Raw genomic sequence first — 16,862 nt, forward strand, 5'->3', positions numbered from 1 at the left:
CTGGTGGATCTGGCTGCGCAGAACCGTGTGTCGGTCGGCCAGGCCGAGCGTCGTGAGATGGACGCCTGGGTTGAAGGTGTGCATCAGGGGGTGGTGGCAGAAGTCAGCCCAAGCCAGGTGTGGGGCGAAGCCATGCTCGACGAGCTGCTGGATCGCACCGAAGGTGCGCCACTGTTGCTGGTGTTGGATGGCGTGACCGATCCGCACAACCTCGGCGCCTGCCTGCGTACCGCCGATGCGGCGGGTGCCCTGGCGGTGCTGGTGCCCAAGGACAAGTCGGCCACTCTGACCCCGACCGTGCGCAAAGTGGCTTGCGGCGCCGCGGAAGTGATTCCGCTGGTGGCTGTGACCAACCTGGCGCGGACCCTGGAAAAGCTTCAGCAGCGCGGCCTGTGGATCGTCGGTACCGCCGGCGAGGCTGAGCAGGAGTTGTACGATCAGGATCTGACTGGCCCGACCATCATCATCATGGGGGCCGAAGGCAAGGGCATGCGTCGCCTGACTCGCGAGCACTGCGACTATCTGGTGCGCCTGCCAATGGCCGGCAGCGTCAGCAGCCTCAACGTCTCCGTGGCCACGGGCGTCTGCCTGTTCGAAGCCATGCGTCAGCGCGGCGCAAAAGCCAAGGCCGTCGCCAAGAAAGCCTGACCTATCCCGTAGGAGCCGGCTTGCCGGCGAACCACGCCCTGCCGTCCATTGCCGGCTCGTTGGCTCCTGCAGGTGATTGTTCAAATAATCACCAATTGCCTTGCGCCGCTGTTCCCCCTTCTCTACAATTGCGCCCCTTGCCGTGACGGCAGGCGCATATGTGCCTATCTGTGGCAAGACACACCAGTGTCATTCACTCCTTGTCTGACCGCTTATAGGCGGCAGGCTACAACCCGTAAGGAGCATTCATGCGTCATTACGAAATCATCTTTTTGGTCCACCCGGATCAAAGCGAGCAAGTCGGCGGCATGGTTGAGCGTTACACCAAGCTGATCGAAGAAGACGGCGGCAAAATCCACCGTCTGGAAGACTGGGGCCGTCGTCAACTGGCCTACGCAATCAACAATGTTCACAAGGCTCACTACGTGATGCTGAACGTTGAGTGCACCGGTAAAGCCCTGGCTGAGCTGGAAGACAACTTCCGTTACAACGATGCTGTGATCCGTAACCTGGTCATCCGTCGCGAAGAAGCCATCACTGGCCAATCCGAGATGCTCAAGGCTGAAGAAAACCGCAGTGAGCGCCGTGAGCGTCGTGACCGTCCTGAGCATGCTGACAGCGCCGATGGCGATGACAGCGACAACAGCGACGCCAGCGATAACGCTGACGAGTAATCCACGGACCTTTTGAGGAGCCAATTACATGGCACGTTTCTTCCGTCGTCGTAAATTCTGCCGCTTCACCGCTGAAGACGTGAAAGAGATCGATTACAAAGATCTCAACACTCTGAAAGCCTACGTATCCGAGACCGGCAAAATCGTTCCAAGCCGCATCACCGGTACCAAAGCTCGTTATCAGCGTCAGCTGGCCACCGCTATCAAGCGCGCCCGCTTCCTGGCCCTGCTGGCCTACACCGACAGCCACGGCCGCTGAGATCGGGCAGTCGACAAGTAGTAAGGGATTGAATGCATGCGCGCCTTAGCTGAGTTCATCATGCGCGGTCGTATGCAGGCCACTCTGGTAGTGGCTGGCTGTTCGGCATTGCCGTTGTTGTATTGGTTGGGTGCTGCCGCGGGGAGCCTGGTGCTTCTGCGGCGCGGGTTGAAGGATGCCCTTGGTGTCCTCGCTCTGGGAATGCTGCCGGCTTTGTTCTGGTGGCTGGCGTTCGATGACCCGCGAGCATTTCTGGTGCTGGTGGGGTCTTCGAGTCTTGCGTTGGTTTTGCGCGCAAGCGAGTCCTGGAGCCGCGTGCTGCTGGTCAGCATAGCGATGGGATTGGTGTTTGCTGGAGTCCTGGGTGCGGCTTTCCGCCCTCAGATCGAAGCGTTGTCGCAGGAATTGATAAAGATCCTGCCGATGGCCTTGGGTGAGGTCTACCAGCAGTTATCGGTTGAAGAGCGAGCTCGTCTTGCCACGCTGATTGCACCGATCCTGACCGGCCTGATAGCGGCCTTGTTGCAAGCCATCAGCGTGCTGAGCCTGATTCTTGGGCGTTACTGGCAGGCTGTGTTGTATAACCCGGGTGGTTTTGGTCGCGAGTTTCGCGCCATCAGAATCCCTCTTGGGCCAGCGATGTTGCTGCTGGCGTGCATGTTGGTGGGGCCGAATTTCGGACCTCAACTGGCCATGCTCACGCCGATGTGCAGTGTCCCGCTGGCTTTTGCCGGGCTGGCCCTGATTCACGGGCTGGTGGCGCAAGGGCGACTGGCCAGATTCTGGCTGGTGGGGTTGTACGTCACGCTGTTGCCGTTCATGCAGCTGATCTATCCGTTGCTCGTGGTCCTGGCCATTGTCGACAGTCTGGTTGATTTTCGCGGTCGTTTGGCGCCGAAAGACGCCGATAGCGCGAACGGTGAAGGTTAAAAGTTAAGAGGATTTTCACATGCAACTGATCCTTCTGGAAAAAGTCGCCAACCTGGGCAACCTGGGCGACAAAGTGAACGTTAAGGCTGGTTACGGCCGTAACTACCTGCTGCCTTACGGCAAAGCCACCGCTGCTACCGCTGCCAACCTGGCTGCGTTCGAAGAGCGTCGTGCTGAGCTGGAAAAACTGGCTGCAGACCGTAAAGCTTCGGCTGAAAGCCGCGCTGCCCAACTGGCCGAGCTGGAAGTGACCATCACTGCCACCGCCGGTGACGAAGGCAAGCTGTTCGGTTCGATCGGCACCCACGACATCGCTGATGCACTGACCGCCTCCGGCGTTGAAGTTGCAAAAAGCGAAGTTCGTCTGCCGAACGGCACCATCCGCAACGTAGGTGAATTCGACGTAGCCGTGCACCTGCACGCTGAAGTTGAAGCAACCGTACGCGTTGTCGTGGTGGCTGCTTAAGCAGTACCAAATCGTCTGGCACCTTGTGTGGCTGACGGTTAACATCGGGCACGATCCTGTTTACAGGTCGTGCCCTTTGTCTTTCTGCTGATCCTGATTTTCACCCCCCGAATTCCAAGTGGCCATGAACGATATCTCCGCTCCCGAGCAATACGATCTGCAAACCGCTGCCCTGAAGGTGCCGCCGCACTCCATCGAGGCCGAACAGGCCGTGCTCGGTGGTCTGATGCTGGACAACAACGCCTGGGAACGCGTGTTGGATCAAGTGTCCGACGGCGATTTCTATCGGCATGACCACCGTTTGATCTTCCGCGCCATCGCCAAGCTGGCCGACCAGAACATGCCGATCGACGTGGTCACCCTGTCCGAGCAGCTGGACAAGGAAGGTCAGACTTCCCAAGTCGGCGGCCTGGGCTACCTCGGCGAGTTGGCGAAGAACACCCCGTCGGTGGCCAACATCAAGGCCTATGCGCAGATCGTTCGCCAAAGGGCGACCCTGCGCCAGCTGATCGGTATCAGTACCGAGATCGCTGACAGTGCCTTCAACCCTGAAGGCCGCACCGCCGAAGAGATCCTCGATGAGGCCGAACGGCAGATCTTCCAGATCGCCGAGGCGCGGCCCAAGACCGGCGGCCCGGTAGGGGTCAACGAGTTGCTGACCAAGGCCATCGACCGTATCGATACCCTGTTCAACACCGATAACGCCATCACCGGCCTGTCCACCGGTTACACCGATCTCGACGAGAAGACCAGCGGCCTGCAACCGGCCGACTTGATCATCGTCGCCGGCCGTCCGTCCATGGGTAAGACCACCTTCGCCATGAACCTGGTGGAAAACGCCGTACTGCGCAGCGAGAAGGCGGTGCTGGTGTACTCCCTGGAGATGCCAGGCGAATCGCTGATCATGCGTATGCTGTCCTCCCTGGGCCGCATCGATCAGACCAAGGTCCGTTCCGGTCAGTTGGAAGACGACGACTGGCCCCGCCTGACCTCGGCGGTCAACCTGCTCAACGACCGCAAGCTGTTCATTGATGACACTGCGGGCATCAGTCCCTCGGAAATGCGCGCGCGGACCCGGCGCCTGGTGCGTGAACACGGCGACATCGGCCTGATCATGATCGACTACCTGCAACTGATGCAGATTCCGGGCTCCAGCGGTGACAACCGGACCAACGAGATTTCCGAGATCTCCCGATCCCTGAAAGCCCTGGCCAAGGAATTCAACTGCCCGGTAGTGGCCTTGTCCCAGCTCAACCGCTCCCTGGAGCAACGTCCCAACAAGCGTCCGGTGAACTCCGACTTGCGGGAATCCGGAGCGATCGAGCAGGACGCCGACGTCATCATGTTCGTGTACCGGGACGAGGTGTATCACCCCGAGACCGAGCACAAGGGCATTGCCGAGATCATCATTGGCAAGCAGCGGAACGGCCCGATCGGCTTTATCCGCCTGGCCTTCATCGGCAAGTACACCCGCTTCGAGAACCTTGCTCCGGGCAGCTACAACTTCGACGACGACGAATAACCCGTCCGTCCGCCGGCCATCCGCTTGCCGGCGCCCTGCAGGAGCCGGCAAGCCGGCGACTCGGGCCACAACGAATTCCGACCATTACGGTCGGAATTGGTTATTTTTTGTGCTATATTCCGCGCCCGCGAATTTCCCTGTGAATCAACGCGTCCCTATCCAAGCCAACACCGGTCATCGACATGCAAGCAGCCAAGCCGTTATTTGACTATCCCAAGTACTGGGCCGAATGTTTCGGGCCGGCACCATTCCTGCCCATGAGCAGGGAGGAGATGGATCAGCTCGGCTGGGATTCCTGCGACATCATCATCGTCACCGGTGATGCGTACGTCGATCACCCGTCGTTCGGCATGGCGATCATCGGCCGGCTGCTGGAGTCCCAGGGCTTTCGCGTCGGGATCATCGCCCAGCCCAACTGGCAATCCAAAGACGACTTCATGAAGCTCGGCGAGCCGAACCTGTTTTTCGGTGTCGCCGCCGGCAACATGGACTCGATGATCAACCGCTACACCGCCGACAAGAAGATCCGCTCCGACGACGCCTATACCCCGGGCGGCCTGGCGGGCAAGCGTCCGGACCGTGCCAGCCTGGTCTACAGCCAGCGTTGCAAGGAAGCCTACAAGAACGTGCCGATCGTCCTTGGCGGCATCGAGGCGTCTCTGCGTCGCATCGCCCACTACGACTACTGGCAGGACCGGGTGCGCAACTCGATCCTGATCGACGCCAGTGCCGATATCCTGCTCTACGGCAACGCCGAGCGAGCCATTGTCGAAGTCGCCCAGCGTTTGTCCTACGGCCACAAGATCGAAGACATCACCGACGTGCGCGGCACCGCCTTCATCCGCCGCGACACGCCCAAGGACTGGTACGAAGTGGACTCCACCCGTATCGACCGCCCGGGCAAGATCGACAAGATCATCAACCCCTACGTCAACACCCAGGACACTCAGGCCTGCGCCATCGAGCAGGAGAAGGGCCCGGTTGAAGATCCAAGCGAAGCCAAGGTGGTGCAGATCCTTGCCAGTCCGCGGATGACCCGGGACAAGACCGTGATCCGCCTGCCGTCCATGGAGAAGGTGCGCAACGACCCGGTCCTGTACGCTCACGCCAACCGCGTGCTGCACCTGGAAACCAACCCGGGCAACGCCCGCGCCCTGGTGCAGAAACATGGCGAAGTGGACGTGTGGTTCAACCCGCCGCCCATTCCCATGACCACCGAGGAAATGGACTACGTGTTCGGCATGCCTTATCAGCGCATTCCGCACCCGGCCTATGGCAAGGAAAAGATCCCGGCCTACGACATGATCCGCTTCTCGGTGAACATCATGCGTGGCTGCTTCGGTGGCTGTACCTTCTGCTCCATCACCGAGCACGAAGGGCGGATCATCCAGAACCGTTCCGAAGAGTCGATCATTCGCGAGATCGAAGAAATCCGCGACAAGGTTCCCGGCTTTACCGGGGTGATCTCCGACCTCGGCGGCCCGACCGCGAACATGTACCGCATCGCCTGCAAGAGCCCGGAAATCGAATCCGCGTGCCGCAAGCCGTCCTGCGTGTTCCCCGGCATCTGCCCGAACCTGAACACCGACCATTCGTCGTTGATCCAGCTGTATCGCAGTGCTCGCGCCCTGCCTGGGGTGAAGAAGATCCTCATCGCTTCCGGCCTGCGTTATGACCTGGCGGTGGAATCGCCGGAGTACGTCAAGGAGCTGGTGACCCACCACGTGGGTGGCTACCTGAAGATTGCCCCGGAACACACCGAGGAAGGTCCGCTCAATCAGATGATGAAGCCGGGCATTGGTACCTATGACCGGTTCAAGCGGATGTTCGAGAAGTACTCCAAGGAAGCGGGCAAGGAGCAGTACCTGATTCCGTACTTCATCGCCGCGCACCCGGGTACCACCGACGAAGACATGATGAACCTGGCTCTGTGGCTCAAGGGCAACGGTTTCCGCGCCGACCAGGTGCAGGCGTTCTATCCGTCGCCGATGGCCACCGCCACCGCCATGTACCACTCGGGCAAGAACCCGCTGCGCAAGGTCACCTACAAGAGCGACGGCGTGACCATCGTCAAGAGCGAGGAGCAGCGTCGCCTGCACAAGGCATTCCTGCGCTACCACGATCCGAAGGGCTGGCCGATGCTGCGCGAGGCCTTGCTGCGCATGGGCCGTGGCGACCTGATCGGCCCGGGCAAGAATCAGCTGATTCCGACCCATCAGCCGGCCACCGACAGCTACCAGAGCGCCCGCCGCAAGAACTCGACACCGACCGGCAGCCACAAGGTGGCCAAGGAAACCAAGATCCTTACCCAGCACACCGGCCTGCCGCCGCGTGGCAGTGACGGTGGCAATGCCTGGGACAAGCGTGAGCAGGCCAAGGCCGCCGCCTTCGCCCGCAACAAACAGGCCGCCAAGGAGCGTGCCGATGCGGCCAAGGGCAAAGGCAAGAAGCCAACCCGCAAGCCGGTGGTACCGCGCTAGACAACAGAACGCCAGCTCCTCGGAGCTGGCGTTTTGCTTTGGCTCTCGATAGCGGCGGGAGTCGGATCTTGTTGGCGCTCCGCTGTCAGCGTTGCCGCATTGAGCTAGCGCTCCATTAACAGTGAATGCGAGCGCGGCAGCTTCGGGCCATGCCGTCTGGCACATTTCTGTGCAGTGAGCTGCACAGGGATGCACCGGTTGCGCGGTTTTGGTGCTGTACTGCCCTGAGTCGTTGAACAACCCCCCCGGACTTGGGCCCTGGCACAAGTCTTGCGCGGGTTCATCCACCGCTCAGGCTCGCAGGAGGCACGCCGTGTCGATTCATGTCGCATTGCACCATGTCACGCACTATCGCTACGACCGCGCCGTCGAACTTGGCCCGCAGATCGTCCGCCTGCGCCCGGCTGCCCACAGCCGCACGCGAATCCTCTCCTATGCGCTGAAGGTCCAGCCCGAGCAGCATTTCATCAACTGGCAGCAGGACCCCCAGGGCAATTACCTGGCGCGCCTGGTCTTTGCGGAGAAAACCACCGAGCTGCGGATCGAAGTGGATCTGCTGGCAGAGATGGCGGTGTTCAATCCGTTCGATTTCTTCCTTGAGCCTTACGCGCAGAAGATCCCTTTTGCCTACGCCGCCGATGAGCAGCGTGAGCTGGCGCCCTACCTGGAAACTCTGCCCGTGACGCCGAAGTTCCAGGCCTATCTGGACGGTATCTCACGTACGCCGTTGCCAGCGGTGGACTTCCTGGTGGCGTTGAATCAGCGGCTCAGCGCAGACATCGCTTACCTGATTCGCCTGGAGCCGGGGGTGCAGAGCCCGGAGCAGACCCTGGTCAATGCCTCCGGCTCCTGCCGCGATTCGGCCTGGCTGCTGGTGCAGCTATTGCGCCACTTGGGACTGGCGGCGCGCTTCGTCTCCGGCTACCTGATCCAGCTCACGGCCGACGTCAAATCCCTGGATGGTCCTTCGGGCACCGAGGTGGACTTCACTGACCTGCATGCCTGGTGCGAGGTCTACCTGCCCGGAGCCGGCTGGATTGGCCTGGACGCCACCTCGGGACTGTTTGCCGGAGAGGGTCACATTCCGCTGGCCTGCAGCCCCGATCCCTCTTCAGCAGCGCCCATCACGGGCCTGGTGGAACCTTGCGAGTGTCAGTTCAGCCATGAAATGAGTGTGGAACGGATCTGGGAAGCGCCCCGGGTCACCAAGCCTTACACCGACGAGCAGTGGCTGGCTATCCAGGCCCTGGGCCGGCAGATCGATGTGGACCTGCTGGAAGGCGATGTGCGCCTGACCATGGGTGGCGAGCCGACCTTCGTGGCTATTGACGACCCCGACGGCGCCGAGTGGAACACCGCCGCCCTGGGAGCGAACAAGCGGCGTTTGGCCGGTGAGCTGTTCCAGCGCCTGCGCCAGCGCTACGGGCCTCAGGGGCTGGTGCACTTCGGCCAGGGCAAGTGGTACCCGGGGGAGCAATTGCCGCGCTGGTCGCTGAACTGCCATTGGCGACGTGACGGCGTGCCGATCTGGCACAACCGCGCCTTGATTGCCGATGAACACGAGGACTACGGCGCTGACGCACCACTGGCCGGACGCTTTCTCGCCAGTGTCGCCGAGCGTCTGAAGCTGCCGGGGCGCTTCGTGTTTCCCGCCTATGAAGACCACTTCTACTATCTGTGGCGCGAGGGCAGCCTGCCCCTCAATGTCAGTGCCGAAGACTCGCGGCTGGAGGATGCCCTGGAGCGCCAGCGGTTGCGCAAGGTGTTCAGCCAGGGTCTGGACAAGGTCATTGGCCAGGTGCTGCCCCTGGCCCGTAGCGCCAAGGGCGATCAATGGCAGAGCGGCCGCTGGTACCTGCGGGACAGTCATTGCCGGCTGGTGCCCGGGGATTCACCCCTGGGGTATCGCCTGCCCCTGGCGTCCCAACCCTGGGTGACGGCGGCGGAGTACCCCTTCATTCACCCCAGCGATCCGAACCAGGATTTCCCTGAGCTGCCGGACCCGGCGCAGCTCGCAGAAATCCCTGAACCGGCGGTTCTGGATGAGCGCGTGCCAGGGATCGATCAGTCTGCGGACTGGCTGACCCGTACCGCGCTCTGCGCCGAGGCGCGAGAGGGACGGCTGTACCTGTTCATGCCGCCCCTGGAACGACTCGAGGATTACCTGCAACTGGTCAGCGTGATCGAAGCCACGGCGGCAGAGCTGCATTGTCCGGTGCTGCTGGAGGGCTACGAGCCGCCGGCGGACCCGCGCTTGTGCAACTTCCGGGTGACGCCGGACCCGGGCGTGATCGAGGTCAACGTGCAGCCTTCGGTCAGTTGGGACGAGTTGGTGGAGCGCACCGAGTTCCTGTACGAGCAGGCCCGGCAGACCCGCCTGACCAGTGAGAAGTTCATGATCGACGGGCGCCACACCGGCACCGGCGGCGGCAACCATTTCGTCCTCGGTGGCGCGACGCCGGCGGATTCGCCGTTCCTGCGCCGCCCCGACCTGCTGCGTAGCCTGATCAGTTACTGGCACAATCATCCGTCGTTGTCCTACCTGTTTTCCGGGTTGTTCATCGGTCCCACCTCTCAGGCTCCCAGGGTCGACGAGGCGCGCAACGACTCGCTTTACGAACTGGAAATTGCCTTTGCACAGATACCCGCGCCGGGCGAGGAATGCCCGCCGTGGCGGGTGGACCGCCTGCTGCGCAATCTGCTGATCGACGTCACCGGCAATACCCATCGCGCCGAGTTCTGCATCGACAAGCTCTATTCGCCGGACGGCGCCACCGGGCGTCTCGGGCTGCTGGAGCTGCGGGCCTTTGAAATGCCGCCCCATGGGCGCATGAGCCTGGTCCAGCAGTTGCTGCTGCGGGCGCTGGTGGCGCGGTTCTGGCGCGAGCCATATGCCCCGGCCAAGCTGGCGCGTTGGGGCACCGAGCTGCACGATCGCTTCCTGCTGCCGCATTTCATCGAGCAGGATTTCGCCGATGTGCTGGTAGAGCTCAATGCCGCCGGATATCCGCTGCGGGCCGAGTGGTTTGCCCCGCACCTGGAGTTTCGCTTTCCCAAGGTCGGCGATTACGCGGTCAGCGGTATCGAGCTGGAGTTGCGTCAGGCCCTGGAGCCCTGGCATGTGCTGGGGGAAGAGGGCGGAGCCGGGGGCACGGTGCGCTATGTCGACTCTTCTCTGGAGCGTTTGCAGGTCAAGGTCAGCGGGCTGACGCCGCAGCGCCATGTGCTGACCTGCAACGGTGTGGCGGTTCCCTTGCAGCCCACCGGGCGGGTAGGGGAGTTTGTCGCCGGAGTGCGCTATCGCGCCTGGCAGCCGGCCAACTGCCTGCAACCCGGCATCCCGGTACACGCACCGCTGGTGTTCGATCTGCTGGACAGTTGGATGCAGCGCTCCCTGGGGGGCTGCCAATACCATGTGGCCCATCCTGGGGGACGCAACTACGACAGTCTGCCGGTCAATGCCAATGAAGCGGAAAGTCGGCGCATGGCGCGTTTCTTTCGCCTCGGACACAGCCCCGGTAGCCTCGCGGTGCCGCCTTTGATCATCAATGACGAGCTGCCCATGACCCTGGATTTGCGACGCTTCTAATCCACCTGCGACGCCCGTGATATAGCCATATCCGGGCGTCGGGGCTGTGGGTTAATCTGACTTTCCCTGCCGTCTGCCGAGTGTTCCATGCCTGACTTGCTAGACCGTTACCCGCTGACGGCGGGTACCTACCATGAGCTGCTGGATGACCAGGGTGCGGTCCGGGCGCACTGGCAGCGCCTGCTTGAACAACTGCAACGCAGCAGCCCCGCGCAACTGGCCCAGCGCCAGGCGCTGCTGACCCGGCAGATCCACGAGAACGGTGTCACCTACAACGTCTATGCCGACCCCAAGGGCGCGGACCGGCCCTGGGAGCTGGATTTGCTGCCCCATGTGATCCCGGTGGAGGAGTGGCAACTGTTGTCCGCCGGAATCGCCCAGCGGGCGCGCCTGCTCAATGCCGTACTGGCGGACCTGTACGGCCCGCAGCGACTGATCAGCGAAGGGCTGTTGCCCGCTGAACTGGTGTTCGGGCACAACAATTTTCTCTGGCCATGCCAGGGCATCCAGCCGCCCGAGCAGACCTTTCTGCACCTCTATGCAGTGGACCTGGCGCGCACCCCCGATGGTCGTTGGTGGGTCACTGCCGATCGTACCCAGGCGCCGTCCGGGGCCGGCTACGCCCTGGAAAATCGCATGATCGTGTCTCGGGCCTTTCCGGATCTGTACCGCGACCTGCAAGTGCAGCATCTGGCCGGCTTCTTCCGTGCCCTGCAGGAAACCCTGGCCCGGCAGGCGCCCCGGGATGCCGAAGCACCGCTGATCGTGCTGTTGACGCCTGGGCGTTTCAACGAGAGTTATTTCGAACATCTGTACCTGGCGCGTCAGCTGGGTTACCCGCTGGTGGAGGGCGGCGACCTGACGGTGCGCGATGCCACGGTCTATCTCAAGACCCTCAGCGGCCTGCGCCGGGTGCACGCCATCATGCGTCGCCTGGATGATGATTTCTGTGACCCCCTGGAGCTGCGTACCGATTCCGCCCTGGGGGTGCCCGGCCTGCTGGATGCGGTGCGCCAAGGCCGGGTGCTGGTGGCCAATGCCCTGGGCAGCGGGGTGCTGGAGTCCCCAGGGCTGCTGGGCTTCCTGCCGAAAATCAGCCAGTTCCTGCTGGGGGAGGAATTGCTCCTGCCTTCCATCGCCACCTGGTGGTGTGGCGAGGCGCCCGTGCTGCAACAGGCCCTGGAGAAGCTTCCGGAACTGCTGATCAAGCCGGCGTTTCCATCTCAGAGTTTCACCCCGGTGCTGGGGCGCGACCTGAGTCCCGAACAGCGCGCCAGCCTCGCCGAGCGTATGTGTGCGCGCCCCTATGCCTATGTGGCCCAGGAGTTACCGCAACTGTCCCAGGCGCCGGTCTGGCAGGCCGAGGACGGTCGCTTGCAGCCACGGGCCATCGGCATGCGGGTGTACGCGGTGGCCAGCGACGACGGCTATCGGGTGCTGCCTGGAGGCCTGACCCGGGTCGCCGCCGATGCCGACGCCGAAGTGGTGTCGATGCAGCGCGGTGGCGCCAGCAAGGACACTTGGGTGCTGGGGGAGCGCGCCCCCAGCGGCGAGCAATGGAAAGCCCAGCGCACCATTGGTGTCTATGACTTGGTCCGTCGTGATCCCTACTTGCCGTCGCGGGTGGTGGAGAACCTGTTCTGGTTCGGTCGTTATTGTGAGCGCTGTGACGACAGCGCACGGCTGCTGCGGATCATGCTGGCCCGTTACGTCGATGGCGACGATCCGCGAGCCTTGCTGGCCGCGGTGGACCTGGGGGAAAGCCTGATGCTGCTGCCGGATGAGGGCGAGCTGCCCGAGCGTCTGCTGGCGGCCCTGCTGGGGGAGGACTGGTCGTTCAGCCTGCGCTCCAACTTGCAGCGCCTGCAGTGGGCCGCCTCCCAGGTGCGCGGCAAGCTGTCCCGGGAAAACTGGCAGGCCCTGGTGGAACTGCAACGCGAAGCCCAGGAGCTGGATACCGCGGAGCCGGACTTCGGCGAGCTGCTGGATTTTCTCAACCGTCTGGTGATGTCCCTGGCGGCGCTCTCGGGGTTCGCCCTGGACGACATGACCCGGGACGAGGGTTGGCGCTTCCTGATGATTGGCCGGCGCATCGAGCGCCTGCAATTTCTCAGCAGCAGCCTGGCGGCCTTCCTGCGGGGCACTGCGGTTTTCGATCAGGCTGGCCTGGAGTGGCTGCTGGAGCTGGGCAACAGCAGCATCACCTATCGCTCCCGTTACCTGGCGGTGGCGCAGTTGATCCCGGTCCTCGACCTGTTGCTGCTGGATGAGCAGAACCCCCATGCGGTGCTGTTCCAGCTCAAGCTGGTGACCCGTACCCTCAAGCGCCTCAACGATGACTTCGGCGTGCCCCGTGAGGTGGCGTTGCCGAGGCTGGTGGAGCGCCTGGCCCATTTCGACCTGGGCTGCCTGGAGAACTCGCTGTTTGGCGAGGCCAGCGTGAGAGCGGCCGTGTCAGGGCTGGCGGACCTGCTGCAAGAAATCGCCGAGGTCAGTGGCCAGGTGTCCGATCGCCTGGCCTTGCGGCATTTCGCCCATGTGGATGATGTCAGCCAGCAAACGGTGTCGGTGTAATGAGCGCGCGCTACCAGATTTTCCACGATACCCATTATCGCTACGACAGCCCGGTGTCCCTGGCCCAGCAGTTGGCGCACCTGTGGCCCCGGGCTTGCGCCTGGCAACAGTGCAGCGAGCGGCAGTTGCTGATCACTCCCGAGCCCACCACCCGCCGTGACGAGCAGGATGTGTTTGGTAACCCTTTGACTCGTCTGGCCTTCGAGCGGCCCCATGATGAACTGCAGGTCAACGCCCAGCTTAGTGTCGAGGTGCTGGATCGGCCGCATTTGGACTTTGCCGCGTCCATGGCCTGGGATGTCGCCCGGGGAGCCTTGACCTACAGCGGTCGGCCGTTGCCGGTGGCATTGCTGGAGGCCAGCCGCTATCGCTTCGAATCACCCTATGTGCATCTCAAGCAGCGCTTCGTCGAGTTTTCCGAAAGTTGCTTTGCTCCGGGACGGCCACTGTTGCAGGGCGTCCAGGCCTTGATGGAGAAGATCTTCAGCGAGTTCACCTTCGATGCCGAAGCGACCCAAGTGGCGACACCTTTGGTGGAAGTCCTGGAGCGTCGACGGGGTGTGTGCCAGGACTTTGCCCACCTGATGCTGGCCTGCCTGCGTTCGCGGGGGCTGGCGGCGCGCTACATCAGCGGCTACCTGCTGACCCAGCCACCGCCGGGGCAGCCGCGGCTGATCGGTGCCGACGCTTCCCATGCCTGGGTTTCGGTGTTCTGCCCGGTGCTGGGCTGGGTGGATTTCGACCCTACCAACAACGTGCAGCCGGCACTGGAACACATCACCCTGGCCTGGGGCCGTGATTTTTCCGATGTTTCGCCGTTGCGTGGAGTGATTCTTGGCGGTGGCAGCCATGACCCGGAGGTCCGAGTCACCGTCATGCCCCTGACATGACAGCGCCAATCCAAACCTTGTAGGAGCCGGCTTGCCGGCGAAGAGGCCAGCGGAGATTGCGTGGGGCTGGAGAGCGCTTTCGCCGGCAAGCCAGCTCCTACGGCTAGGCGCGAAATCAAACCTTGTAGGAGCCGGCTTGCCGACGAAGGGGCCAGCGGATATTGCGTGGGGCTGAAGAGCGCTTTCGCTGGCAAGCCAGCTCCTACCGTCTCAGGTCAGGCTTGGGGGCTGAGCCTCGGCGTCATCGACGCTCACTTCACCTTCGGTATCCGGGGGCAGTGTGCTGGCTTCTTCTGCAGCAGCTTTCTTGCGTTGCAGCTTTTCCTCTTTCTTCTGTTCCTTGGCCAAGTCTCGTTGACGTTTGGCGAAGGAGTAGTTGGGTTTAGCCATGGGCGATCCTCTGGGGTCGAAGGTGAGGTTGAGCGGCGCGTATTCTGCCTGTTATCGGGTGCTGACGGTTAACTGGGTTTGCGCTCGGCCCACTTGTCCGCCACTGAGGGCTTCCAGGTGTCCAGGGCATCCAGCAGGCTGGCCGGCGACTCGCTCATTTGCAGCATGTCACGGTGTGGGGCACGGACGAAGCCTTCGCCGACGATATGGTCGAGAAATCCACTGAGTTTTTCGTAGAAGCCGTTCACTTCCAGCAGGCCCAGGGGCTTGTGGTGATAGCCCAGTTGGCCCCAGGTCCAGACTTCGAACAACTCTTCCAGGGTGCCCAGGCCCCCAGGCAGGGCAATGAAGGCATCACTGAGTTCGGCCATGCGCGCCTTGCGCGCGTGCATGCCGTCCACCACTTCCAGACGGGTCAGGCCGCTATGGCCGATTTCCTTGTCTTTCAGGCTTTGCGGGATGATCCCGATGACTTCACCGCCGGCTGCCAGGGCAGCATCGGCCACTATGCCCATCAGGCCCACCGCGCCGCCGCCATAGACCAGGGTCAGTTTGCGCTCGGCCAGGGCACGGCCCAGGGCCTGGGCCGCTTCACGATAGAGGGGATGGCTGCCGGTACTGGCGCCACAAAATACACAGACAGAAGTTAACGACATGCCTTACTCCGAGGTCATTGATGGCCTCAGAGTAAAGGCTGAAAGACCTGACTCCAAGCATTAAACCTCGCGTTGCGGGGTTTCATGGGTACCGCTGGCACCGCAGGCGTAGGCGGCGAGCAAACTGCGAAACAGGCTGTTGAGAGGCATGACCAAGGCTCCGAAAATATACTGATGGGCAGATTTTGGGGGGCGGTCCCGCAGTCGGCTGTTTGATTGTCTTGATCGGCCCGATAGCAGAGAGTTGTATACAATTTTTTGATGCAAATCATAGGAACTTGGTAGAAATTCAGGCAGTCTTCGGTCCCATGGATTCAGATGGATTTTGTTAACCCTGCCTTGGAGATTCACCATGTTTGCCAAACTCGTTGCGGTATCCCTGTTGACACTGGCCAGCAGCCAATTGATGGCCGCCGAATGCAAGGTCGATGTCGACTCTACCGACCAGATGTCCTTCAACACTAAGGAAATCACCATCGACAAGAGCTGCAAGACCTTCACCGTGAACCTGACTCACTCCGGCAGCCTGCCGAAGAACGTCATGGGCCATAACTGGGTCCTGAGCAAAACCGCAGACATGGCTGGCATCGCCACCGACGGCATGGCCGCCGGCATCGACAAGAGCTACCTGAAGGAAGGCGACACCCGCGTCATCGCCCACACCAAGATCATCGGTGCCGGCGAGAAAGATTCGGTGACCTTCGACGTATCGAAGCTGACTGCTGGCGAAAGCTACCAGTTCTTCTGCTCGTTCCCAGGCCACAACTCGATGATGAAAGGCGCTGTGGTCCTGAAGTAAGCATCAGGCCCGGCTGCAACAAGAAAGCGCCCCGAGGGGCGCTTTTTTTGTGTGTGTATGTAGGAGCGGGCTTGCCCGCGAACAGGCCCTTGGGCCTTGTGCCGCATCAAGCGGCCCTTTCGCCGGCAAGCCGGCTCCTACACGGCGTGGTGGGTCACGGGGCGAAGGGCATGACGCGCTTGTGATGGGTCTTGCGGTAGGTGTCGCAGATGATCTTGAAGGCTTCTTCACGCACCGGTTGGCCATGCAGGAAGGCGTCGATCTCGGTGTAGGTGACGCCGTGCGAGGCTTCATCCGGTTTGCCCGGGGACAGGTCCTCGAGGTCGGCGGTAGGCACCTTCTCCACCAGGGATTCCGGAGCGCCGAAGTAGCGGGCAATCGAACGCACCTGATTCTTCACCAGGCCGCTCAGTGGCGCCAGGTCGCAGGCGCCATCACCGAACTTGGTGAAGAAACCCATCACCGCCTCGGCGGCGTGGTCGGTACCTATCACCAGGCCGTGGGCGGCGCCGGCGATGGTGTACTGGGCCACCATGCGTATCCGCGCCTTGGTGTTGCCGAGGACGAAGTCCCGGGACACCGCGTGCTGGCCTTCAAAGGCCGCCACTTCATTGGCCAGGGCCTTGACCGCCGGGCCGATGTTCACGGTGTGGCGTTCGTCGGGGTTGATGAAGTCCACCGAAGCCTGGGCGTCGTGTTCGTCGAACTGGGTCTCATAGGGCAGGCGCACGGCGATGAAACGGTAGTGCTCGTCACCGCTGCGCTCGCGCAGCTCACGCATGGCGCGTTGGGCCAGCAGGCCAGCGGTCAGGGAGTCGACACCGCCGCTGATGCCCAGGACCAGGGACTTGAGCCCGGAATTGACCAGGCAGTCCTGGATGAAACGGATGCGCCGGGCGATTTCCGCCTCCAGGGCTGCATGGTCGGGAAAAGGTGCTTGGACCTTCAGCTGCTGCGCAATCTCACGCTGTACGGCTTGCATGAT

General features: G+C 62.3%; 14 protein-coding genes. 11 read left to right on the plus strand and 3 right to left on the minus strand.

Annotated features, from left to right (window positions below; translation table 11 throughout):
* The 10 genes from rlmB to BLX41_RS01055 all read left to right on the plus strand — a co-directional run.
* Nucleotides 1-648, plus strand: a 648-nt coding sequence (gene rlmB, locus BLX41_RS01010; RefSeq protein ID WP_259744293.1) for a 23S rRNA (guanosine(2251)-2'-O)-methyltransferase RlmB, incomplete at its 5' end; no start/stop codon positions are given.
* Nucleotides 649-896: 248 nt separating this feature from the next.
* A complete protein-coding gene (gene rpsF, locus BLX41_RS01015) occupies nt 897-1,322 on the plus strand; it encodes a 30S ribosomal protein S6 (protein ID WP_011058949.1) in 426 nt (141 codons plus the stop codon).
* 28 nt (nt 1,323-1,350) lie between these two features.
* A complete protein-coding gene (rpsR, locus tag BLX41_RS01020; protein WP_002551829.1) occupies nt 1,351-1,581 on the plus strand; it encodes a 30S ribosomal protein S18 in 231 nt (76 codons plus the stop codon).
* A gap of 36 nt (nt 1,582-1,617) precedes the next feature.
* Nucleotides 1,618-2,511 carry a hypothetical protein gene (locus tag BLX41_RS01025; protein ID WP_123723404.1) on the plus strand — a complete coding sequence of 298 codons (894 nt, stop codon included), beginning with the start codon at nt 1,618-1,620 and terminating at the stop codon, nt 2,509-2,511.
* A gap of 19 nt (nt 2,512-2,530) precedes the next feature.
* Nucleotides 2,531-2,977: a 50S ribosomal protein L9 gene (rplI, locus tag BLX41_RS01030; protein WP_020299422.1), complete on the plus strand. Its 447-nt coding sequence runs from the start codon at nt 2,531-2,533 to the stop codon at nt 2,975-2,977.
* 124 nt (nt 2,978-3,101) lie between these two features.
* Complete coding sequence (gene dnaB / locus BLX41_RS01035) at nt 3,102-4,499, plus strand: replicative DNA helicase (RefSeq protein ID WP_053277211.1); 1,398 nt, start codon at nt 3,102-3,104, stop codon at nt 4,497-4,499.
* Between the two features lie 182 nt (nt 4,500-4,681).
* Nucleotides 4,682-6,979, plus strand: a complete 2,298-nt coding sequence (locus BLX41_RS01040) for a YgiQ family radical SAM protein (protein ID WP_123723405.1) — start codon at nt 4,682-4,684, stop codon at nt 6,977-6,979.
* A 313-nt stretch (nt 6,980-7,292) separates the two neighbouring features.
* Entirely contained in the window at nt 7,293-10,568 is a 3,276-nt protein-coding gene (locus tag BLX41_RS01045) for a transglutaminase family protein (RefSeq protein WP_123723406.1), read from the plus strand.
* A gap of 87 nt (nt 10,569-10,655) precedes the next feature.
* Nucleotides 10,656-13,142 (plus strand): circularly permuted type 2 ATP-grasp protein, encoded by a 2,487-nt coding sequence (locus BLX41_RS01050; protein WP_123723407.1) that lies wholly within the window; start codon nt 10,656-10,658, stop codon nt 13,140-13,142.
* Complete coding sequence (locus tag BLX41_RS01055) at nt 13,142-14,032, plus strand: transglutaminase family protein (protein ID WP_123723408.1); 891 nt, start codon at nt 13,142-13,144, stop codon at nt 14,030-14,032. The genes BLX41_RS01050 and BLX41_RS01055 overlap by 1 nt, the downstream gene beginning before the upstream one ends.
* Nucleotides 14,033-14,242: 210 nt before the next feature.
* Here the strand turns inward: BLX41_RS01055 and BLX41_RS01070 are convergent, their stop codons facing one another.
* Both BLX41_RS01070 and BLX41_RS01075 read right to left on the minus strand, forming a co-directional pair.
* Nucleotides 14,243-14,422: a hypothetical protein gene (locus BLX41_RS01070; protein ID WP_123723409.1), complete on the minus strand. Its 180-nt coding sequence runs from the start codon at nt 14,420-14,422 to the stop codon at nt 14,243-14,245.
* A 68-nt stretch (nt 14,423-14,490) separates the two neighbouring features.
* Nucleotides 14,491-15,078, minus strand: coding sequence for an LOG family protein (locus tag BLX41_RS01075; protein ID WP_123723410.1), 588 nt, complete (start codon nt 15,076-15,078; stop codon nt 14,491-14,493).
* 352 nt (nt 15,079-15,430) lie between these two features.
* Here BLX41_RS01075 and azu point away from each other — a divergent pair, with 352 nt between their 5' ends.
* Nucleotides 15,431-15,877: an azurin gene (gene azu, locus BLX41_RS01080; RefSeq protein ID WP_011058960.1), complete on the plus strand. Its 447-nt coding sequence runs from the start codon at nt 15,431-15,433 to the stop codon at nt 15,875-15,877.
* A gap of 154 nt (nt 15,878-16,031) precedes the next feature.
* On the opposite strand, the gene nadE is transcribed toward azu, so the two are convergent.
* Nucleotides 16,032-16,859 (minus strand): ammonia-dependent NAD(+) synthetase, encoded by an 828-nt coding sequence (gene nadE / locus BLX41_RS01085; RefSeq protein WP_123723411.1) that lies wholly within the window; start codon nt 16,857-16,859, stop codon nt 16,032-16,034.
* Nucleotides 16,860-16,862 lie beyond the last annotated feature (3 nt).

This window comes from Pseudomonas protegens (assembly GCF_003732485.1).
Taxonomy (GTDB): domain Bacteria; phylum Pseudomonadota; class Gammaproteobacteria; order Pseudomonadales; family Pseudomonadaceae; genus Aquipseudomonas; species Aquipseudomonas protegens_B.